19 protein-coding genes and 1 other RNA gene are annotated in these 19,876 nt (G+C 49.5%); 7 read left to right on the top strand and 13 right to left on the bottom strand.

Going from position 1 to position 19,876, the window contains the following annotated elements; translation table 11 throughout:
* The first annotated feature begins 146 nt into the window (after positions 1–146).
* Genes leuC through ACXX82_RS13635 form a run of 3 tightly spaced genes read left to right on the top strand, consistent with a single transcriptional unit; the run spans position 147 to position 4,175 of the window.
* Positions 147–1,547 carry a 3-isopropylmalate dehydratase large subunit gene (gene leuC / locus ACXX82_RS13645; RefSeq protein WP_458563092.1) on the top strand — a complete coding sequence of 467 codons (1,401 nt, stop codon included), beginning with the start codon at positions 147–149 and terminating at the stop codon, positions 1,545–1,547.
* Positions 1,548–1,557: 10 nt separating this feature from the next.
* Positions 1,558–2,232 (top strand): 3-isopropylmalate dehydratase small subunit, encoded by a 675-nt coding sequence (leuD, locus tag ACXX82_RS13640; protein WP_458564000.1) that lies wholly within the window; start codon positions 1,558–1,560, stop codon positions 2,230–2,232.
* Positions 2,232–4,175 (top strand): aconitase family protein, encoded by a 1,944-nt coding sequence (locus ACXX82_RS13635; protein ID WP_458563999.1) that lies wholly within the window; start codon positions 2,232–2,234, stop codon positions 4,173–4,175. The genes leuD and ACXX82_RS13635 overlap by 1 nt, the downstream gene beginning before the upstream one ends.
* Positions 4,176–4,502: 327 nt before the next feature.
* Here the strand turns inward: ACXX82_RS13635 and ACXX82_RS13630 are convergent, their stop codons facing one another.
* Positions 4,503–5,057: a fasciclin domain-containing protein gene (locus ACXX82_RS13630; protein ID WP_322235589.1), complete on the bottom strand. Its 555-nt coding sequence runs from the start codon at positions 5,055–5,057 to the stop codon at positions 4,503–4,505.
* A gap of 218 nt (positions 5,058–5,275) precedes the next feature.
* An RNA gene (gene rnpB, locus ACXX82_RS13625) (RNase P RNA component class A) lies at positions 5,276–5,603 on the bottom strand.
* A gap of 297 nt (positions 5,604–5,900) precedes the next feature.
* On the opposite strand from rnpB, the gene ACXX82_RS13620 reads away from it, so the two are divergent.
* From ACXX82_RS13620 to ACXX82_RS13610, 3 genes are all read left to right on the top strand, one after another.
* Complete coding sequence (locus tag ACXX82_RS13620; protein ID WP_458563091.1) at positions 5,901–7,166, top strand: D-amino acid dehydrogenase; 1,266 nt, start codon at positions 5,901–5,903, stop codon at positions 7,164–7,166.
* Between the two features lie 105 nt (positions 7,167–7,271).
* On the top strand, positions 7,272–7,949 hold the full coding sequence (locus ACXX82_RS13615) for a MarC family protein (RefSeq protein WP_322235585.1): 678 nt from the start codon (positions 7,272–7,274) through the stop codon (positions 7,947–7,949).
* Between the two features lie 196 nt (positions 7,950–8,145).
* A complete protein-coding gene (locus tag ACXX82_RS13610) occupies positions 8,146–8,295 on the top strand; it encodes an entericidin A/B family lipoprotein (protein ID WP_322235583.1) in 150 nt (49 codons plus the stop codon).
* A 145-nt stretch (positions 8,296–8,440) separates the two neighbouring features.
* Here ACXX82_RS13610 and ACXX82_RS13605 read toward each other — a convergent pair whose 3' ends face one another.
* The 7 genes from ACXX82_RS13605 to ACXX82_RS13575 form a co-directional block, all read right to left on the bottom strand.
* Positions 8,441–8,755 carry an L-rhamnose mutarotase gene (locus ACXX82_RS13605; RefSeq protein WP_323505823.1) on the bottom strand — a complete coding sequence of 105 codons (315 nt, stop codon included), beginning with the start codon at positions 8,753–8,755 and terminating at the stop codon, positions 8,441–8,443.
* A 24-nt stretch (positions 8,756–8,779) separates the two neighbouring features.
* Positions 8,780–9,607, bottom strand: a complete 828-nt coding sequence (locus tag ACXX82_RS13600) for an amidohydrolase family protein (RefSeq protein ID WP_458563090.1) — start codon at positions 9,605–9,607, stop codon at positions 8,780–8,782.
* Positions 9,608–9,622: 15 nt separating this feature from the next.
* Positions 9,623–10,636, bottom strand: a complete 1,014-nt coding sequence (locus tag ACXX82_RS13595) for an aldo/keto reductase (protein ID WP_458563089.1) — start codon at positions 10,634–10,636, stop codon at positions 9,623–9,625.
* 104 nt (positions 10,637–10,740) lie between these two features.
* The gene (locus ACXX82_RS13590) at positions 10,741–11,952 is read right to left on the bottom strand and encodes a UxaA family hydrolase (protein WP_322235575.1); all 1,212 of its coding nucleotides are present in this window, start codon (positions 11,950–11,952) and stop codon (positions 10,741–10,743) included.
* Positions 11,953–11,957: 5 nt separating this feature from the next.
* Positions 11,958–12,290 carry a UxaA family hydrolase gene (locus tag ACXX82_RS13585; RefSeq protein WP_322235573.1) on the bottom strand — a complete coding sequence of 111 codons (333 nt, stop codon included), beginning with the start codon at positions 12,288–12,290 and terminating at the stop codon, positions 11,958–11,960.
* 121 nt (positions 12,291–12,411) lie between these two features.
* Positions 12,412–13,308 carry a GntR family transcriptional regulator gene (locus ACXX82_RS13580; RefSeq protein ID WP_322235571.1) on the bottom strand — a complete coding sequence of 299 codons (897 nt, stop codon included), beginning with the start codon at positions 13,306–13,308 and terminating at the stop codon, positions 12,412–12,414.
* A 257-nt stretch (positions 13,309–13,565) separates the two neighbouring features.
* Positions 13,566–14,576, bottom strand: a complete 1,011-nt coding sequence (locus ACXX82_RS13575) for a zinc-binding alcohol dehydrogenase family protein (protein WP_322240413.1) — start codon at positions 14,574–14,576, stop codon at positions 13,566–13,568.
* Positions 14,577–14,672: 96 nt separating this feature from the next.
* On the opposite strand from ACXX82_RS13575, the gene ACXX82_RS13570 reads away from it, so the two are divergent.
* Complete coding sequence (locus tag ACXX82_RS13570; RefSeq protein WP_322235569.1) at positions 14,673–14,807, top strand: hypothetical protein; 135 nt, start codon at positions 14,673–14,675, stop codon at positions 14,805–14,807.
* Here the strand turns inward: ACXX82_RS13570 and ACXX82_RS13565 are convergent.
* The 4 genes from ACXX82_RS13565 to ACXX82_RS13550 all read right to left on the bottom strand — a co-directional run bounded on the left by ACXX82_RS13565 (position 14,804) and on the right by ACXX82_RS13550 (position 19,746).
* Positions 14,804–15,757, bottom strand: coding sequence for an ABC transporter substrate-binding protein (locus tag ACXX82_RS13565; protein ID WP_458563088.1), 954 nt, complete (start codon positions 15,755–15,757; stop codon positions 14,804–14,806). The genes ACXX82_RS13570 and ACXX82_RS13565 overlap by 4 nt on opposite strands.
* A gap of 182 nt (positions 15,758–15,939) precedes the next feature.
* Complete coding sequence (locus ACXX82_RS13560; RefSeq protein WP_322235565.1) at positions 15,940–16,923, bottom strand: ABC transporter permease; 984 nt, start codon at positions 16,921–16,923, stop codon at positions 15,940–15,942.
* 26 nt (positions 16,924–16,949) lie between these two features.
* Positions 16,950–18,509: a sugar ABC transporter ATP-binding protein gene (locus ACXX82_RS13555; RefSeq protein WP_458563087.1), complete on the bottom strand. Its 1,560-nt coding sequence runs from the start codon at positions 18,507–18,509 to the stop codon at positions 16,950–16,952.
* Between the two features lie 472 nt (positions 18,510–18,981).
* The gene (locus ACXX82_RS13550) at positions 18,982–19,746 is read right to left on the bottom strand and encodes an enoyl-CoA hydratase (RefSeq protein ID WP_322235562.1); all 765 of its coding nucleotides are present in this window, start codon (positions 19,744–19,746) and stop codon (positions 18,982–18,984) included.
* Positions 19,747–19,876 lie beyond the last annotated feature (130 nt).

Raw genomic sequence — 19,876 nt, 5'->3', positions numbered from 1 at the left:
AGGTTCTAACCCTCACTACGTATCTTAAGCATGGCGTTTGTGCAATCATCTCCAATCGAGACGCCTGTCATCGCCAGTGATCACTTCACCCGCTACTGGCTGCCGGTATGATTTCTGCATCTCTACATCATTCTGCATGAAACCTCATGGCCAAAACCCTTTACGACAAACTCTGGGACGCGCACGTCGTCACTACCGAAAGTGACGGTACCAGTCTTCTTTATATCGATCGTCATATCATCAATGAAGTATCCAGCCCGCAAGCATTTGAGGGCTTGAGACTGGAGCAAAGAACACCTTGGCGTGTGGCTGCCAATTTTGCTGTCGCCGATCATAACGTGCCAACGACCGACCGCAGCCAAGGTATTCAAGATCCAATTTCGCGTCTGCAAGTCGACACACTTGACGCGAATGCAAAAACCTACGGGCTGACTTTTTTCGGCTTGCAGGATATGCGCCAGGGTATCGAACACGTGATCGGACCGGAACAAGGCGCCACGCTGCCTGGCATGACCGTGGTCTGCGGCGATTCCCACACTTCCACGCATGGCGCCTTTGCCTGCCTCGCGCACGGAATCGGCACATCAGAAGTTGAACACGTATTGGTCACGCAAACATTGCTAACCAAAAAAATGCGATCAATGCTGGTATTAGTCGAAGGCCAATTAGCTGTTGGCGTCACCGCCAAAGACATCGTTTTAGCATTGATCGGCACCATCGGCACCGCTGGCGGAACGGGATATGCGATCGAATACGCCGGTTCAACTATCCGCAATTTGTCGATGGAAGGCCGTATGACCGTCTGCAATATGTCGATAGAAGCCGGTGCAAGGGCTGGAATGATCGCCTTTGACGACACCACGCTGGCTTATGTCAAAGGCCGACCTCTGTCGCCCACCGGCGCAGAGTGGGATCAGGCGCTTGACTATTGGCGGTCTCTGCAATCCGATCACGATGCTATTTTCGACGCTACCGTCACCCTTGACGCAAGTGTGATAGCACCGCAGGTAACGTGGGGAACCTCGCCGGAAATGGTTGTTTCGATTAACGGACACATTCCCGATCCAGAAGATGAGCAAGACGCGACAAAACGCGACGGCATGCAAAAGGCATTGGCTTATATGGGCCTCAGCGCCAATACCATGATCACAGATATCGCCATCGATAAAGTGTTTATCGGCTCGTGCACTAACTCGCGCATCGAAGATTTGCGTGCAGCCGCGGCCATCGTGCGTGGTAAACGGCGCGCTGCCAACGTCGTGCTGGCAATGGTCGTACCCGGTTCTGGTCTGGTAAAACAACAAGCCGAGCAAGAAGGTCTGGATCGCATCTTTCTGGATGCCGGCTTCGAATGGCGCGAACCCGGCTGCTCCATGTGCATGGCGATGAACGCCGATCGTCTGGCACCGGGCGAACGTTGCGCCTCCACGTCAAACAGGAATTTCGAAGGGCGTCAGGGCGCAGGCGGACGAACACATCTGGTCAGTCCTGCCATGGCGGCAGCGGCTGGCATTGCCGGACATTTTGTTGATATCAGATCGTTATAAGGTACTAATGATGAAAAAATTTAATCACCTTGTGGGATTAGTCGCACCGCTCGATCGTGCCAACGTGGATACCGACGTTATCATCCCCAAGCAATTCTTAAAATCGATTAAACGCACTGGCTTCGGTCAAAATCTATTTGATGAATGGCGTTATCTCGATCATGGCGAGCCTGGACAAGACTGCACCAACAGGCCGCTCAATCCTGATTTTGTCCTCAATCAGGCGCGCTTTCAAGGCGCATCCATTTTGCTTGCACGGCAAAATTTTGGTTGCGGATCATCGCGTGAACATGCGCCGTGGGCGATGGATCAATACGGCTTTCGTGCCGTGATCGCATCCAGCTTTGCCGACATCTTTTTCAACAATTGTTTTAAGAGCGGATTATTGCCGATTATTCTTAGCGAAGAAGCGATAGATTGTCTGTTTAACGCGGTTGAAGCCACGCCCGGATTTGTGTTAAGCATCAATCTTGAGCAACAAACCGTTACCAGCGCAGATGGCGTTATTAACTATACGTTTGAGGTCGATCCTTTCCGCAAGCTCTGTCTTCTGGAAGGTCTGGATGACATCGGATTGACGTTACGGAAGATGGATCAAATACGCGAGTTTGAAGACCGCCATCTCGTCAAACATCCATGGTTATTGAAAACACTCAAAACAGCAATTGGAAGCAAAAGCGCATGATGGAAAAATTAATGCAATTTAATGGCCGTGTACTCTTTTTGTCGCAAGATGCCGATTGTATTGTGACGCAACTGAAGGGTAAAAATATCCGCCTGGCAGACGCCCTGCCGTTGCGTGATGACGTATCCACGGACGAAATCACGCCCGTTACGGTCATGATGGTGTATGACGAGCGTCTCGGAGATGTTCCGTACGTAGGATTCAAAACGGGCGGCGAACATCCAATCAAAAAAAACGCGATTAAAGACGGTGGTTTTCAGGTGACAGTGGCTGGCAAACGATATGGCAAAGGATCATCACGTGAGTCAAGTCCGTTAGCAGAACTATCGGCTGGGATTAAATTAATTGTCGCTGAAAGTTTTGAGCGTATCTATCAACAAAATTGCGACAATATAGGAATTTTGACGACGACCGATTTTTCGATTCTGGATCGCATCAACGCTGGTGAATCTATTCCTATCGATGCCTTTTTAGAAGGGCGCGATCAATTGACGCAAGATATTATTCGTTGCGGTGGTCTGCTTGCTTATAGTAAGTCTGCATCGTGGCCCGCCCCAGAACAGCGATCAAATACCACTTCGGCAAGTCATGGAAAAAACCTGGTTGAAAAAATTATTGATCGGCATTTACATCCAGATATCGCGCATGCTGAACGTGGACAAGGCACATTTATTTCCACGGACTGGCGTTTCAGCCACGATTATTTCACCGGTATGTGCACGCATTTAATGCACCGCGCTTTCGGCAATCCGGTCACGTTGCATCATCCTGAAAGCATCATCGCTTTTCAGGATCATTTAGTTCTGGCGGCGCAAAGTCTGCCGCATGTACGCGACAATTTATTGCAAGGTGTTGCCAATCTGACCGAAGGGCATACTCGCTTTACGCAAGACTATCCCGTTCGTTCGCACGGAAAGCTAACAGACAGTGCCGGTTCAGAGGGAATCTGTCACGCGATGATGGCTGAAAACTATGCGCTGCCCGGTCAGGTAATTGCTGGCACCGACTCGCACACACCGCATTCTGGTGCGCTGGGATGCCTCGCTTTTGGAGCAGGCGCAACGGAAATCGCTAATAGCTGGATGACTGGCTATGTACGCTGCAAAGTGCCTGAAACCATCCGTATTCAAATCGATGGATGCTTGCGGCCAGGCGTGACGGCAAAAGATATCGTACTGCATTTATTACAGATGGATTTTATTCGTGCAGGCGATGCAATAGGCCTGGTATTTGAATACGGTGGTTCTGCCATTCGCGCGATGGATATCGATGAACGCGCCACACTAACCAACATGGTTGCGGAGTTGGGCGGCTTTACCGGCATTGTGGAACCCGACGATAAAACGGTCGCATTCTTAAAGCAACGACGTGGGATCGATTTTGTAATCGAAGACTGGATGGTCAGCGATGCCGATGCGCATTACCGAAAGCGCGTTGTCATCGACGCAGCGGCTATTTCCGCGATGTTGGCACGCCCCGGCGATCCTGGCAACGGAATCACAGCCGATAGCTTGATGCGGGATATTCCTATCAATATTGCCTATGGCGGATCTTGTACCGCTGGCAAACAGCATGACTTTGATTTTTATCACGAAGTGCTGAGTTGGGGCGTTGCACGCAACATGACCGTGCCATCGCACACTACACTATTCTTGCAGTTCGGCACACTCGAAGTACGTCGTTACTGCGAAGAGCAAGGCTATATGACAGTGTTTGAAAAAGCTGGCGCAATAATGATCCTACCGGGTTGCGGCTCTTGCGCCAACTGCGGCCCGGGCCAATCAACGGATGCGAATGATGTCACCATCAGCGCAATAAACAGAAATTTTCCAGGTCGGTCCGGTCCCGGCCAGGTCTGGCTGGCGAGTCCTTACACCGTTGCTGCGAGCGCGCTCGCCGGAAAAATTACGACGTTCGCTCATTTACAAACATCACAAAATTAAAATGTTAAAAAAAATAATTTACCTTTATATTTAATACGGTGGTCAGCAACATAGTTAACGGCACGACTACAAGTCGTGATAAAAATGCGCGCCATTGGGGTAATAAAATAATAGGATTCGCCATCATTCGTTCGATCACACCAGCGAACTATTCATACCAAAAAAAAGGACGACATGGGAATGTCGTCCAAATCACAGCCACCTTGGATCGGTTAGCTTGCAAGCAGCAGAAATCGGCATTCTCTATGCGCGATACACTGCTGCTGTTCAATGTCTGGTCCTGCAGTCGAATTGAACCGACTGATCAGGAGAGGTAAAACGAATGACTTATTTTGGCATCAAAACACTGTCGACTACATTAATAACGCCATTCGACTGATAGACATCGTATGTGCTGATGCTGGCTACGTGACCACCTTCGTCGATGACGTCAATGTTGTGCATTCCGTTTTTCTTGAAGGTTAATTTGCCGCCGCTAGCTGTCGCCAATTCAGCTTGACCACCGCCTTTTGTGATGGCATTCGAAAGCGCCATAAAATCATATTTTCCTGGTACAACGTGGTACGTCAAAATCTTGGTCAGCGTTGCTTTATTTTCTGGTTTTACCAGCGTATCGACAGTGCCGGCAGGCAACTTGCCAAAAGCTTCGTTGGTTGGTGCAAATACGGTGAAAGGACCTTTTCCTTTCAGTGTATCAACCAGCCCAGCCGCTTTTACTGCTGCGACGAGTGTCGTGTGATCAGCTGAATTGACAGCGTTATCGATAATATCTTTGCTTGGGTACATACTTTGTCCGCCGACCATTACGGTGTTTTCGGCAAACGCCACGTTGGCGACCAACAAAGCGGCGGAGAGTGTGATTACGGTGCTGAATTTGCGCATGATAATTTCCTTAAGAGAGTCAATTTTCGGAGCTTGCAGAGTCATATACGCCGGTAATTTAAAACTGGATTCAGCGGTTTTAAAAGTTTGACGAAAAAAAACAATGACTAGCCAAAACTGAAACTGACACTTGAGAGGAAAACTGAAAGGGGAAATGTCGTACAGAAAAAAGATAATTGCATATCTGCAGTTGGCAGATATGCAAATTAATTGAAAGAGAATGAAGTAAGCCGATAGGCCGGATTCTGTTACGACGATGAGGCTTGCGCCCGCCCGTTATGACAACCATTCCTCTAGGCGCTGAATTACTCCAGCGCTCAAGCTTCCTACCCGCACGCTCCGCGAGCAACATCAACGCGTGCCTATTTGGAATTGCTCCGGGTGGAGGTTACCGCGTTTCACCGTAACTTAATACGCTCGTCTCTGTGGCCCTATTCCTCGCCTCACGGCGGACGGCCATTAACCGTCACCCTGCTCTATGGAGTCCGGACCTTCCTCCCGCCACGCAGCTTGCACCGAATGACCAGCGGTTGTCTGGCTTACTTCAAGCGGCATTCTACCTCAGTGTGGGCCAGCAGCAAAGGCAGATTCCACTAAACCATCAGATAACACCAGCTATTTGCGGTCACTCACGCTGCTTTCACGCGCAAAATGGTGCTATGCACCATGCCAAAACGGCATGTGACAGTTACCGACGCAATCCGTATAGTGAGCCGCAGACACATGAAATAATGTCTGGCGGATTGCCCTGCTGTAGACAATATAGCGACAGAGTAGCTGATACTTCCACCACGCTCACATCCATTTCCACACTGCATCTCACTTTTGGTCATAGGAACAAACATGCATATTTGCGTTTTAGGGGCTGGCATCATCGGTGTAACGTCTGCCTATCGCCTGCTGGAAGGTGGTCATCAGGTCACGTTAGTGGATGCCGAAGCGCAACCCGGCGCACAGACCAGTTTTGCTAATGGCGGCCAACTGAGCTTTTCTTATGTCGCGCCGCTGGCTGATCCCTCGGTCTGGACGCATTGGCCGCACTATTTATTTGGCGCTGACTCACCTCTCACGCTGCGCCCTAAAATTGATCCCGCACAGTGGCGCTGGCTACTGCGATTTTTAGCAGCATGTAATACCAACACCACGCAAAAAACGACAATTGATTTATTGCGCCTGGCTTTTTTTAGTCGTGATCAGTTAGCACGCACCATTCACGCAATGCCGTTCGATTTTCAGCATAAAACGGCGGGGAAACTGGTCATGTTCACAGATCAAAAAGGCTTAGTTGCGGCGCGTAAGCAAGTGGCGTTTCAGGCGCAATATGGTTCCCAGCAAGAAGTTATCGACGCCACCCGCTGCATGGAAATTGAACCGGCTTTAGCCAATGCAAAGCGCGATTGGGTCGGTGGCGTCTATACCCCAAGTGAGGAAGCGGGTGATTGCGCTATGTTTTGTAGACAACTGGTAGCAGCGATGTCGCAGAATCCACGGTTTCGTTTTGCGCATTCCCAACGCATCGGCAAGCTTGAAATGCGTGACCGTGCGCTAACCGCGGTCCATGCCGGAATCGAACAAATCGCCGCTGATAAATTTGTGCTGACGATGGGCGTACACAGCACCGCCTTTGCGCGTCAGGCAGGATTCGACTTGCCGGTGTATCCGCTCAAAGGTTACAGCATTACGATCCCACTCCGAAACAGTGCTAATCAAGCCGCAGCGCCCAAAGTGTCGATTACCGACCTTTCAAAGAAAATCGTTTATGCGCGACTTGGCGAACGTTTGCGCGTCGCTGGTCGGGTGGAGATAGTCGGCCTCGATCGACACATCCCCAATCGTGCGATTGATGAGCTAAAACAGGGTGTCAATGCTCTGTTTCCTGGCAGCATAGACCTTTCTGACACCGAGCTGTCGCCTTGGACCGGCTTGCGTCCTGCTACCCCAAGCGGCGTTCCCATCATTGGCGCCTCGCCAGTACCCAATTTGTATCTGAATGTCGGGCATGGCGGTCTCGGCTGGACACTTGCCCACGGCAGCGCAACGCTATTATTGCAATTGATTAATGGCGAGACACCCAGCATTGAGAGCAGTCCTTTTGCGTTTGGTGCCTAAACTCTTGCCGCATAACCCTCGTCGGTCTAGAATCTGCTCGTGCATAAACAATGCAAATCCCGCCGCCTCACAAGCTAGTCAGCCCACGACGACACTCCAGACCCCATGCAATTTCACCTACTCGCGTTTGTAAAAACTGTTTTCTTTGTCCTGGCCGCGCTATTGCCGATCATGAATCCCCCCGGTAACGCACCCATTTTTCATTCGTTGACGGCGGGCGCTTCAGATGCCACCCGCAACGCGCTGGCGTGGCGCGTCGCCGTTAATACGTTTATTTTACTGGTTGCCGGAATGTTTATCGGCACGCATGTTCTGGCATTTTTTGGCATCTCACTACCGGTTGTGAAGGTCGCCGGAGGCCTGCTGGTCATCGCCACCGCCTGGAAATTGCTGGGCATGGACGAGGTTCAGAAGGTAGAAACCATTCCAGGATCGCTGTGGACCAAAGAACTGGCTTCAAAAAAAGCCTTCTACCCGCTCACCTTCCCTTTTACTGTCGGCCCCGGATCAATTTCGGTCGCCATCACACTTGGTGCTGGCCTTCGGATTCCTCAGGTACCCGTTATCATCACACTGGTTGCTGCGGTCGCCGCATTAGCCTTAGCTTCAGTCGCTGTGTATTTCAGTAACCGCTTTGCCGGTGTGCTGGTTAGGCTGCTTGGCGACACTGGCACTACAGTCATGCTGCGTATGTATTCATTTATCTTACTGTGTATCGGCGTACAGATTTTGTGGGATGGCGTAGGTGGATTACTGCTTCAGCTGCGCTCTATCGGTTTATAGTTATACGCATGCCGAATGAAAATGTCAGGCCCTATTTTCCTGGAAACAACAAAAATATGCGTTGACTATGGACACAATCTTCGAGAAAAGTTAATCTTATGGCTGTCTTTTCTCAACTAATGAGATCAGTCAAAATGAGTACAACAGAATTTTCACCGTAGATGCAGCACTTTTATTAACAGCACAGGAGCCAACCATGATCAAGAAAATCGTTTCGATCGCAGCAATAATCAGCTTGTTCGGTATCCTCTCAGCATGTAACACGTTCGAAGGCATGGGCAAAGACGTCCAGTCGGGCGGTCAGAAGGTGCAAGACGCTGCGCAAGATACCAAAGCTAAAATGTAAATAGCCATACCCAAGATGGCGTCAGGTACGTGCCATCGACAAAAACCCGACGTTATGTCGGGTTTTTTTATTGGGGCTTTCATTTCCCCTCCGATACAAATTTAATAAAATAGACATTTACCTTCCGTCTCGAATGACGGAATCATTAATCCATATGAAATACTTCTTCCATCGTTGCCCAATGCTCACCATCGCCCCTTGACGCCAGCGGTAATTGACACGGGCCGCACACCGCCCACCATTTTTGAGTCATCTGGTCCGCTGCAATCTGCGCCATGTCAGCTTCAAAATTCTTGCCGTAATACTCCCAATAGCTAAAAAGAAGATTTTCCGGCTCACGTAAGAAAATTGTATAGTTGCGAATATTTGCTGCCTTTAATGTCGCCAACACCTGCGGCCATACCGCCGTATGCAAAGCCTTGTATTGAACGATACTAGCAGGATCGATACCGATCACCATTCCCATTCTTTGCATTTTTAATTCCTAATCGATGCGGTAAAAACCTTGTGCGTTCAGGCCGAGTACTTTTTTTCTGTCGGAATCACCCAAGCCAACAAGAAGCAAATCGGTCGTCTCTGTCCAGCGTCCGTAATCCGCCGCCAGATCCACTACCGGCCAGTCGCTGCCCCACATCACCCGATCCGCACCAAAAGCGTCAAGCACATGATCAACCACTGGCCGAAGGTCAGCGACCTGCCATTGCAGCGCTGCCTCCGTTACCAATCCGGATAGTTTGCAATGTATCTGCGGATAAGCCGCCAACCGCGTCATGTTCTGTTTCCACAATGTGATATCGCCGCTTGCAATCGACGGTTTAGCCGCATGATTAATAACTATCGGCATGTTCGGAAAACGATTCGCAAACACCAGCAAAGAAGATAGGTGGCGCGGCGTAACCAATGCATCGAGACTGAGGTTATAGCGCTGCATCGTATCGATAGCTGGCGCAAGTGCGGGGTCGGCTATCCAATCGTCATCCGGGATATCCTGCAGCATTGGACGGAGTCCTTTGAGTTTCGGATGCATGGCGAGCATTTGTATTCTTTCGGAGGCATCTGCCGCTTTCAAATCGACCCATCCCACAACCGCCTGAATAAATGCATAACGCGCCGCCAGCCCGAGCATAAAAGTAGTGTCATCCTCGCTCGGTAAAGTCTGTACTAATACCGTCCCGTCTATCCTACTCCGGGCTAAATGCGGCTTCAAATCGTCGGGCAAAAAATCTTGGCAAATTACAGCCAGCTCAGGCGGCGGCCATGCGCCGCCGCGATCTGCAAGCAACCAGAAATGTTGATGGGCATCAATTCGCATGCTTATACTTTCAGGTTAAATATTGACCGGAACCGGTGCGCGCTCGTCGATCAGCCCGCGCGATTTTAACGTTGTCCATAGTTCTGTCGGTATCGGCATATCAAACCAGGCTACGTTTTGACGAAGCTGCGCAACGTCTTTGCCGCCAGGAATACACGATACGACGGCAGGATGCGCCATCGGAAATTGCAGCGCTGCAGCAGGTAATGGGACCGCAAATTCCAGACACACCGCCTCCAACTCTTTGACGCGCAAAACAATATCTGCTGGTGCATCCATGTAATTATATTTTGGATTGCCAGCAAGTATGCCCGAGTTAAACGGCCCTCCAATGACGATGGCATTTCCATCACGTTGGCAGGCGTCGAGCAATGGTGAAAGGCTTGCCTGTTCCAGCAATGTATACCGCCCGGCCAACAGCGTGCAATCCAGATCGATTTCCTGCATGCTGGCGTAGACGACCTCCCATTCGTTGACGCCGAGGCCAATTGCCGAAACCTGTCCGCTTCTGCGCAGATCATCGAGCGCTTTGAAGCCGCCACCCACAGTCAGTTGCCCCCAATAGTGGTCATGCCTGTCAGCGTGCGTTATCCGCCCAATATCGTGCACAAACAGCACATCAATATGCGTCAGCCCAAGTCGTTGCAAACTATCTTCGTGCGAGCGCATTATGCCGTCGTAACTATAGTCGAACATCGGGCGAAACGGCAGCGGCGCAGCCCAATCACTCTCGCCCGCACGCACACTCTTATCTGGTTTCATGAGGCGTCCGACTTTGGTGCTAATCACATATTCGTCGCGTGGGCGCTCGCGTAATGCCGCACCTAAGCGATGTTCTGACAAGGTAAAACCATAATAGGGCGCGGTATCAAAATACCGTAGTCCAAGCGCCCAAGCTTCATCCAAGGCAGCGCGCGCATCCGCTTCGCTAATCGCTGTGTAAAGCCCGCCAATAACAGCGCAGCCCATTCCCAATGCTGTCAGTGATAACCCGCTGCGAGGCAACGCAGAAGACGCTTTAGCAAGCATAATTGATCCAATTTAAAGACGTAAAAAAAACACTTTTTGAGGTTAAACGTCGAACAAAAGATAAATTCAGGCTAAGTCTTTCATACTCAAGCTACCCAACTCATTCACAGCGAGCGCAGCGGAAAACAGCTCGGACCGGACGGCTCAAATCGTTTATAGGTGAGGATGAATTCTTGATGTCCCAACTCTTCTGATCGGCTCAAACCACCATTCGCCACATCGCACACCATCGTCACAATTTCGGTGCCGACTTCTGCCAATGTCGCTTCGCCATTCAAAATTCGTCCGGCATTGATATCCATATCGTCAGACAATTGTTCGAAGGTGTGCGGGTTGGCACAGACTTTGATCACCGGTGAAATCGCCGATCCAACCACCGAACCGCGCCCCGTCGTAAATAAAGTAATATGCGCGCCGCAGGAGATCAGCTCAACGATTTCAGCATTGTCGGAGATATTGGGAAACCCAAAGCGCGGCTCGCCATCAGGCACGACATCCAGCAAATATAAACCGCCGCCTGGCGCTTGATCACCCGGCTTTAAAATCCCACAGATAGATGACGCTCCACTCTTGGCGTATGCACCTAGCGACTTCTCCTCCTGCGTCGTCAAGCCGCCATCTGCATTGCCCGGAGAGAAACTGCCGTGTCCCATAATGGTGTAATAATTCGCCGCCTTCTCAACAGTTTGCACAATTGCATCGCCGAGTTCTGGTGTCACTGCGCGGTTCTTCATGTGATATTCACAGCCGACCAGTTCGCCCGTTTCTTCAAAAATACAAGTGCTGCCAGCATCGATCAGCACATCGAACGCATAGCCGACTGCCGGATTTGCAGTGATGCCGCTGGTACTGTCTGAACCGCCACATATGGTGGCGACGACCAACTCACTAAGCGCCATAGGTACTCTCGGCTGCCGTGCAATGTCGTCAAGCGCCCATTGAACCCATTCAACGCCACTACTGACACTGGCCCGACTTCCTTTGTTTTCCTGAATCGTAATCGTGTGCACCGGACGTTCACTGGCGGCAACTACCTCGGCTAATCCATTTTTGTTGAAGCCTTCGCATCCCAGCGAAACGAGTAAAACCGCGCCTACATTTGGATGCGTCACCAGACGCCGCATGACTTGATCAGCATATTCGTTGGGAAAACATCCGGCAAACCCAATCAGATGTACCGGTTGATTAGGAAACACGTTCACCACTTGCCGCGCCACATGATGAGCGCACTCAACCATATAGGCGACGACTACAATATTGCGTATGCCTTTGCGTCCGTCAGCGCGCAAATAGCCAGAAATTTCGCTAGCACTCATCGGTATTACCTCTCGATAAAATGATGACCTTCACCGCTCAGGGTATAGGTCGGAATGTAATCACTCTCCAAATTATGGGTATGAATATGTTGCCCAATGGCGATAGGTTGCGAAACGCTGCCAATTGGTGCGCCGTATCGCAATACCTTGTCACCAACCTGAAGTGCGCAACGTGCCAACTTATGGCCAATGTCGATATTTTGCGTCAACAAGACTTCCCGGTCGTCAATCAGTACCACGTCGCCAGCGCGCAAGGCCGACCGTGCTATCACGCAGTTATCCCGTGCCGACATCAGCAGTACAGACGACGCAGGCGTGGGTCTGGTTGAGGTCACCATGCGGCATTCCCCTTAAGCAAGTTAAATTGAAAAGAAAATAGTTGGGCGATGTTAAGCCGACGCAGAAAGCAATCTGCACCGGCACGGAAAGTGATAAAGCGATTTAAGTCTGCAGAAAAACCTATCCTCGCGTACGGATTGATTTCATCAAGGACGTGCGAGAGGAATCCAAATGGCTGCGCATACAGTCGAGCGCCTTTTCCGGATTGCGCTCGGAAAGCGCATGCAGAATCGCCAGATGCTCTTTCAAGGCATAACTGTTGCGCTGCATTTCCTCGCCTTTGTCCCATTGATAATGGTAATGAAAAACGAAAGAAACAATATCGTAGAATTCTTGCGCAAACCGGTTGCGCAACAGACCGATAAGGAACGTATGAAACTCGCGATCGAGTGCGGGAAACTCGCCATATCGGGTCTTCATTTTCGGCTCTAATTGTGCGTGTTTGACAATCAGTCGATCGAGTTCTTTGTAGGCCGGATCGGTCGGTAGCAAGCTGCAGAAATGTTCGACCGCAGCCACCTCGAACATCTGACGCATATCTGCCAGTTCGCGTGCAAATGAAAGATCGAACGCACACAGCCGCCAACCGCCACGGGGCTTTTTTTCGATCAACCCGAAGCGAGAAAAACCGATCAAAAACTCCCGAATGCTCACGGTGCTGGTCCCCGCTTCTCGCGCTAGTTCTGCTTCCGAAAATTCGGCTCCCGGCTGCATATCTTTCTGGAAGACCCGCTCCATCATCACTTGCTGGATACGTTCCAGTCCTGATTGCAATTCCGAGACATCGAAATAATCGTCCTCGATTGGAAGCCTGATCAACTGACGGTCGGTTAAACCGTTGATTAATCTGCGTTCGTCCAAATAAGCAATCACACTGCGCACCACCGTTCTGCTCGCGTGACATACCGTTGCCAGATACTGCTCCGAAGGCAGTACCTCTGACACAGTCATGTTTTGCGCAATAAACCCCAACAGAAAGTTGGTCGTTTTTTTGAAGATGGTTGGCGGTTTTGACATGAGATATTGACCGTGCAGTCGCAGTGTCGCGCTTAGTCGAAACCACAGAAGGTTGGGAAGATAATTGCATAGTATTTTACCATTAAAAAACGAGTCCTCACGATGCTAAACTCTTGACATTGGCTCGCACCGTCGCGATGCCGTGAAACGTTTTTCTACGCTTTGGCACTTCACTTTTGTACCAATCAGCGTGCGCCTAAAGAAGGCGATTTGAAAGCGGCTTGTGTCAAATGACAGTATTAGACGCATTCACCAGCTCAACATTCAACGATCGCTTTGATGACGCCTGCCGACGGTTTAAGCCATTCCGAAAAAACCACAGGAAGCGCATCCATGGTGGTGCGATGGGTATTCAGCAGTTTTGTCGGTACCAAGCCGGCACGCATTGCTTTTAAAACCTCTTTAAAATCTTCCATGGTTGCGTTACGACTGCCAAGCAATGTCATTTCACGTTTATGAAATTCAGGATCGGAAAACGAGATATCACCGCGAACAATCGAAACCAGCACATAGGTTCCACCATGAGCGACAAATTCGAATCCTCTTTCCATTGCTTTCGTATTGCCGGTTGCATCGAATACCACATCAAAAAAATCTTGGTTAGTCATCGCAGCCAGTTGCGACTTATCCGTCTCACCGACCTCAACCGTATGGGAAATTTGCATCGCATCACGACAAAACTGAAGTCGATCAATCCGCGTATCCAATACACACACTTCTGCGCCGCGCAGACGCGCAAACAATGCCGTGGCAATACCAATAGGTCCGGCTCCGGTGATCAACACTTTCTGCCCCGCTTGAATCGCGGCACGGCGCACGGCGTGCGCGCCAATCGCAAGAAATTCAATCATCGCAGCATCATCCAGCGAGATGCCGTCTGTCTTAAAAGCAAATGCCAACGGAATCGACAAATACTCCGTCAGGCCACCATCGCGATGAACGCCCAATACCTGAATATTGGTACAGCAATTCGTTTTACCTTTTTTGCAAGCTACGCAAATGCCACAAGATATATAAGGCATGACGTAGACGGTATCACCCGCCTTTAACGCAGACGTGCAAGGTGCTTCTACAACCTCCCCCGACAATTCATGACCCATCACTCTTGGATAATCAAGATAGGGTTGCGTGCCCTGATAGATATGCATATCCGTGCCGCAAATACCGACCCGCCTGACACGCATCAACACTTCGTCCGGCCCACGTTGTGGCATGGGTCTTTGCACCATTTGCAGGATGCCAGGGCTTTCACAGACAAGGGTTTTCATCATTTATTTATCTCTTTTCATTACAAAATCTGCATTTCCTGAGTACTACCTGGATACCCTTCCCATTTCTTTTAAAAAAGAAACGAAAGAGTATCCATGAGTCGTTTTAGCCATGGCGAGATTGGTATCGCATTGCATGCGGAAGCCTGCAAATCCATCATCAATATGCAACGCCTCCGCCATGACTCACAGGATGCTTTAACGACCTTTTTATTTGCGTCCGGCAATTAATACAAAACATTCTTGGCTTCGGGAAGATCAATATTTTTCTTCGTTACCATCACAACGCCGGTATTGACAAACTTCGGCACGGTTTTTCCTTCGATCACACTGGTCAACGTTTTGATTCCCAGCGCACCCATTTGATAAGAACCTTGCACCGCCGTCGCATCAATCGTTCCATCTTTCACAAACTCTTGCAGATCTTGATTACCATCAAAACCAATTGCCACGACCTTCCCAGCTTTGCCCGACTGCTTGAGTGCGCGAGCCATGCCGACTGCGGTCGGTTCGTTGGCACCAAAGATTCCCTTTAGATCAGGATTAGCAGTCAGCACATCAGTGGTTTGATTCAGTGCGGTCGCCATTTGCGATTGCGAATAGAAAGTATTCACAATGTGCAGCTTGGAGTTATCCGCAATATATTTTTTAAAGCCGCCGACACGACCAATTTCTGAACCAGCGCCCGCAACATACGACATCACCGCGATCTTGCCAGTCGTACCAATTTTGGCGATCAACTCTTTCGCACACAGCGCGCCAGCGGCATCGTTATCCGTGGAAAGGAAGGACTGATAATATTTTTTACCGCCATCCGACACCATAGAGTCAATCAGGATCACGGGAATTTTGGCTTCCCAGGCTTTCTTCATTGCCGGAATCAGCGCATCAGGATCTGACGGGCCCAACACAATACCGGCCACTTTTCGGTTCACGGCGTTCTCCACCATGCTGACTTCATCCGCAATCGCAGATTCCGACGCCGGTCCCTGAAACGACATTGTGTAACCTTTGGTGTCCTTGAGCGCCGCTGCTGCGCCCTTTTGAACGTTCTGCCAGTAATTGGAGTTTGCCGACTTCACAATCACCGCGATTTCTCCACCGGCTGCAAGCGCTGAGTGAATTGAAAACGCCAGCGTAGCGGTCAATAGCCCGATAGAAAATTTCTTGAAGTTATTCATCTTTGTTCTCCTCTATATTTTAGGACTTACGCAAAATCGCCCCAACTACGTTGTGCTTTCCTAGCCGTACTAGCGTACTGTCTTCGTCGGCACGCGTTATTGGGACGGTTTGGCGTGAGTCCAATTTTATTAAACTACGTATTTACAACGCCCAAAGCGGTCGTCCCGCATCAGGCAGTGTTCTAGCGGCGATTGCGCATCTGATCAATCCAGACCGTCAACAGAATGACTACGCCAATAATGATTTGCTGGACGAAGCTTGAAACACCATTCATGTTCAAACCGTTACGTAAAATCCCGATGACAAAAGCGCCAATTGCAGTCCCCGAAATGGTACCGATACCGCCAATTAGAGACGTGCCACCAATGACCGCGCTGGCAATTGCGTCGAGTTCATACATGACGCCTTCATTCGGCTGTGCGGTGACCAGACGTGACATCAGTACGCAGCCAGCAAGACCCGCAAGCGCGCCCGAAATCACATAAGTCGACAAAGTGACACGGGCGACGTTGACACCAGACAAACGTGCAGCCTCCGCATTTGATCCCACCGCATAGATGTGTCTGCCGAAAGTGGTACGGCTCAACATAATTGACACCAGCACCGCAAGAACTACCATGATGATGACGGGATAAGGAATGCCGGGAAACACGACATCAGGAAACCCGTTTGTGGTTTCCTTCACGATCCGAAACAATGCACCGTTTCCTAGGACGCCGAACGCGTCACCAAGCCCTGAGACAGGACGCGCGCCAGTAATTTGCAATGCCACACCCCGCGCTACCAACATCATCCCAAGCGTGGCAATAAAAGGAGGAAGTTTTAGATTGGTAATAAAGAAGCCGTTTATCGCACCACACAGCGCCCCAACCAAGATTCCGAGAAACATACCCAACGGTACCGCCACGCCCGCCTTGACCGCCAGCGCTGCGACAACGCCCGACAATGCCAACACAGAGCCGACGCTCAAATCGATACCACCGGTAATGATCACGCAGGTCGCGCCGATACCCAAATACGCAATGGATGTCACTTGTAAGGCAACACTCATCCCGTTGCTCATCGAAAAGAACGCACTGCTAGTCATCGAAAACGTAATGCACAAAATCAATAAACTGCCCAATGCGGCGAACTTTTGGACCAGATCTTTTTGTTTTTCATTCATTCTTTGTCTCCAGATTATTTTAATTTTTATATCCCGGATCGACCGGATGCGTGATGCATGATCTCTTCTTGAGAGGTATTTTTTGTCGTCAACATTGCCGCTATTTTTCCCTCATGAAAAACTGCAACACGGTCGGTCATGCCGAGAATTTCCGGCAACTCCGAGGTGATCATCACCACGCCAATGCCGTCGGCAGCAAGCTTATCGAGTAATGTGTAAATCGCGAATTTGGCCCCGACATCGATACCACGTGTTGGCTCGTCAAAGAATAATATTTTCGAGCCGCGGAAAAGCCATTTGCTGATCGCGACTTTTTGTTGATTTCCACCTGAAAGATTTTTTACGACTTGATGACATGACGGCGTTTTGATATCGAGAACTCGCACATATTCCTGACCGATCGTTTCTTCCTTCGCAAACTGTATGAAACCAAATCGGTCCGAAACAGCATCAATATTAGTCAATGAAATATTGCTCGCCACCGACATTTTTATTAATAGTCCATCTTTTTTCCGGTCTTCGGAAAGATAGGCAATCCCATGCTTGATGGCGTCAATCGGTGAATCGATCATCACCTCGCTATCGCCTAAAAATATTTGCCCACCAGTAATCGGGTCTGCGCCAAATATCGCACGTGCGACTTCGGTCCGACCCGCACCCATTAACCCGGCGAACCCTAAAATTTCGCCACGTCGCAGAGTAAAACTGACTGGGCCAATGCCGTCATTTCGGGTCAATTCTTTGACCGAAAGTAATGTCTCTTCGGTGGGGACGGAGGTCCGTTCGGGAAATTTGCTATCAAGCGAGCGGCCGACCATTTTGGTTACTATCTGGTCTACGCTAATGGATGAAAAGTCATCGGTACTAACATATTTCCCGTCCCGCATGATCGTCACCCGGTCAATGATGTGTTGCATTTCATCGAGGCGGTGCGAGATATAAATAATCGACACACCTTTGCTTTTCAGATCGTTGATGATCTTGAAAAGCTGCTCGGTTTCGCTTTCGGTCAGGGAAGAAGTCGGCTCGTCCATGATCAGGACTTCCGCGTTTAATGACAAGGCCTTCGCAATCTCAACCATTTGTTGCTGCGCCACTGACAGCGACTTCACCAGATCAGTTGGCTTAACCTGCAACTTAAGACGATCAAGATACATTTGCGCGTCTGCGCACATTTTAGCTTTGTCGATGAACCAACCTTTCTTCGGCTCACGCGCCAGGAAGATGTTTTCCGCAACCGACAGTTGCGGCACCAAATTCAGTTCCTGGTGGATGATGGCAATACCAACGGCCTGCGCCTCTACGCTAGATCCAAACTGGCGCACCTCACCCTTATAAAGAATAGTCCCTTCATCGGCTTGAAATACTCCGCTGATGACTTTCATCAGAGTAGATTTTCCTGCACCGTTTTCACCGCATACCGCATGCGCCTCGCCCTTTTTCAAATCGAAACTGACACGATCCAATGCCAGCACGCCGGGAAATCGCTTAGTGATGTCTCTCAACGAAAGAATCGTCGCAATAATCGCCTCGGCAGGATCGGTCGGCAATCGTTGAACTGATTCAACAGTGTCTTCTTGCTGCATATTTTTCTCAGAAACGCTAAAGGGTTTAACAGCTTTTTTTACCCAGCATATGCAACATACGCAATTAAATTATCGCGGCTGACGTTCGCAGCTATCGGGCAATTTGTTGGCTCAACCGCTGCATTTGAATCCGCCCTCATTACGAATGAATCACGGTTTTATATGTTTAATGTACCGCCAATGAGAAATAAATAGCGGATCCACAGTGAAACTGACATCCGCTTTAAGGTATTAATAATTGCCAAAAAAATGAAAAATGTGCTTTTGATCCTCTTTTAAAGAATGCAAACGCCATTTAAAATGAAGTTTCTTTTTTTGGTTTTATAAATATATAGAACCAAAAAACCAAAGTCAACAAACATTCATGTTGCATTGCAGAAAATGTTGTTCGACTATCGCGTAGAAATGGTGACCGGTTAAAACCAGAACACCACCGAACCAAAGGCATTTCTGTTTTCTGAGAACCTTAGCGTTAATTAAACTGACCGAAATCCGGGCGGCGTTTTTCAAAGAATGCTGTGAACGCCTCCTTAGCTTCCGGCGCTTTCAGCATTACGCCAAAATGGGCGATTTCCTGCGTCATTTGGGCTTCAATCGCGGCTGTTTGCGCACCCTTCATCAACTGCTTGGAGATGCGAATTGAGGTGGCAGGCAACGCCACCAATTTCGCAGCCTGAGCGTGGGCAAAGGCTAGCAAATCTTCTGCTGGCAATATTTTATTCACCAACCCCATGGCATGCGCTTCGGTGACATCGAAGGCTTCACCGAGGAGTAATTTTTCCGCCGCACGTTGATAACCCGCGAGTTGGGGAAGCAGCAAACTCGATGCCGCCTCAGGACATAAACCAAGCTGGCTAAAAGGCATTGAGAATCGGGCATTGTCTGATGCGTAAACCAGATCGCAATGCAACAACATGGTGGTACCGATACCAACTGCGGCGCCAGCGACTGCCGCAACTAAAGGCTTGCTGGCATGGCTGATTTGCCATAAAAATTGAAAGACCGGACTGCTTTGACTATTCGGCGGATTTTTCAAAAAGTCTTCGATGTCATTGCCTGCGCTAAATATTTGCGACTGTCCAACGAACAGAATCACACGCACGGACGCATCGCTTTCTCCATCTTTCATCGCATCGACCATGGTTTGATACATCGCCGCGGTCAGCGCATTTTTTTTCTCAAGACGATTAATTGTGATCGTCAATATGCCACTTTCTTTGCTCGTCAAAATATCCAATTTATTCTCCTGTAAGGCAAAATATAACTATCGATTATGCTGGTTCTCGTCGAATGCATTATCTCGAAAATTAGCCAAAAATTGTTTAAGAAGTTTTAATGTTTACCAAATAAAAAAGCCGCACAGCAAC

The organism is Glaciimonas sp. GNP009 (genome assembly GCF_054343755.1).
The sequence above is the reverse complement of the archived record's forward strand: the minus strand, read 5'-3'. Positions and strand labels throughout refer to the sequence as shown.

Coding starts and splice junctions, on each gene's coding strand:
- ACXX82_RS13575 (WP_322240413.1), bottom strand. CDS start 14,576: ATGAAAACCCTTGTCTGTGAAAGCCCTGGCATCCTGCAAATGGTGCAA.
- ACXX82_RS13615 (WP_322235585.1), top strand. CDS start 7,272: ATGCAATTTCACCTACTCGCGTTTGTAAAAACTGTTTTCTTTGTCCTG.
- ACXX82_RS13600 (WP_458563090.1), bottom strand. CDS start 9,607: ATGCGAATTGATGCCCATCAACATTTCTGGTTGCTTGCAGATCGCGGC.
- ACXX82_RS13610 (WP_322235583.1), top strand. CDS start 8,146: ATGATCAAGAAAATCGTTTCGATCGCAGCAATAATCAGCTTGTTCGGT.
- ACXX82_RS13630 (WP_322235589.1), bottom strand. CDS start 5,057: ATGCGCAAATTCAGCACCGTAATCACACTCTCCGCCGCTTTGTTGGTC.
- ACXX82_RS13560 (WP_322235565.1), bottom strand. CDS start 16,923: ATGAATGAAAAACAAAAAGATCTGGTCCAAAAGTTCGCCGCATTGGGC.
- ACXX82_RS13635 (WP_458563999.1), top strand. CDS start 2,232: ATGGAAAAATTAATGCAATTTAATGGCCGTGTACTCTTTTTGTCGCAA.
- leuC (WP_458563092.1), top strand. CDS start 147: ATGGCCAAAACCCTTTACGACAAACTCTGGGACGCGCACGTCGTCACT.
- ACXX82_RS13565 (WP_458563088.1), bottom strand. CDS start 15,757: ATGAATAACTTCAAGAAATTTTCTATCGGGCTATTGACCGCTACGCTG.
- leuD (WP_458564000.1), top strand. CDS start 1,558: ATGAAAAAATTTAATCACCTTGTGGGATTAGTCGCACCGCTCGATCGT.
- ACXX82_RS13605 (WP_323505823.1), bottom strand. CDS start 8,755: ATGGTGATCGGTATCGATCCTGCTAGTATCGTTCAATACAAGGCTTTG.
- ACXX82_RS13590 (WP_322235575.1), bottom strand. CDS start 11,952: ATGAGTGCTAGCGAAATTTCTGGCTATTTGCGCGCTGACGGACGCAAA.
- ACXX82_RS13595 (WP_458563089.1), bottom strand. CDS start 10,636: ATGCTTGCTAAAGCGTCTTCTGCGTTGCCTCGCAGCGGGTTATCACTG.
- ACXX82_RS13555 (WP_458563087.1), bottom strand. CDS start 18,509: ATGCAGCAAGAAGACACTGTTGAATCAGTTCAACGATTGCCGACCGAT.
- ACXX82_RS13585 (WP_322235573.1), bottom strand. CDS start 12,290: ATGGTGACCTCAACCAGACCCACGCCTGCGTCGTCTGTACTGCTGATG.
- ACXX82_RS13580 (WP_322235571.1), bottom strand. CDS start 13,308: ATGTCAAAACCGCCAACCATCTTCAAAAAAACGACCAACTTTCTGTTG.
- ACXX82_RS13570 (WP_322235569.1), top strand. CDS start 14,673: ATGAGTCGTTTTAGCCATGGCGAGATTGGTATCGCATTGCATGCGGAA.
- ACXX82_RS13620 (WP_458563091.1), top strand. CDS start 5,901: ATGCATATTTGCGTTTTAGGGGCTGGCATCATCGGTGTAACGTCTGCC.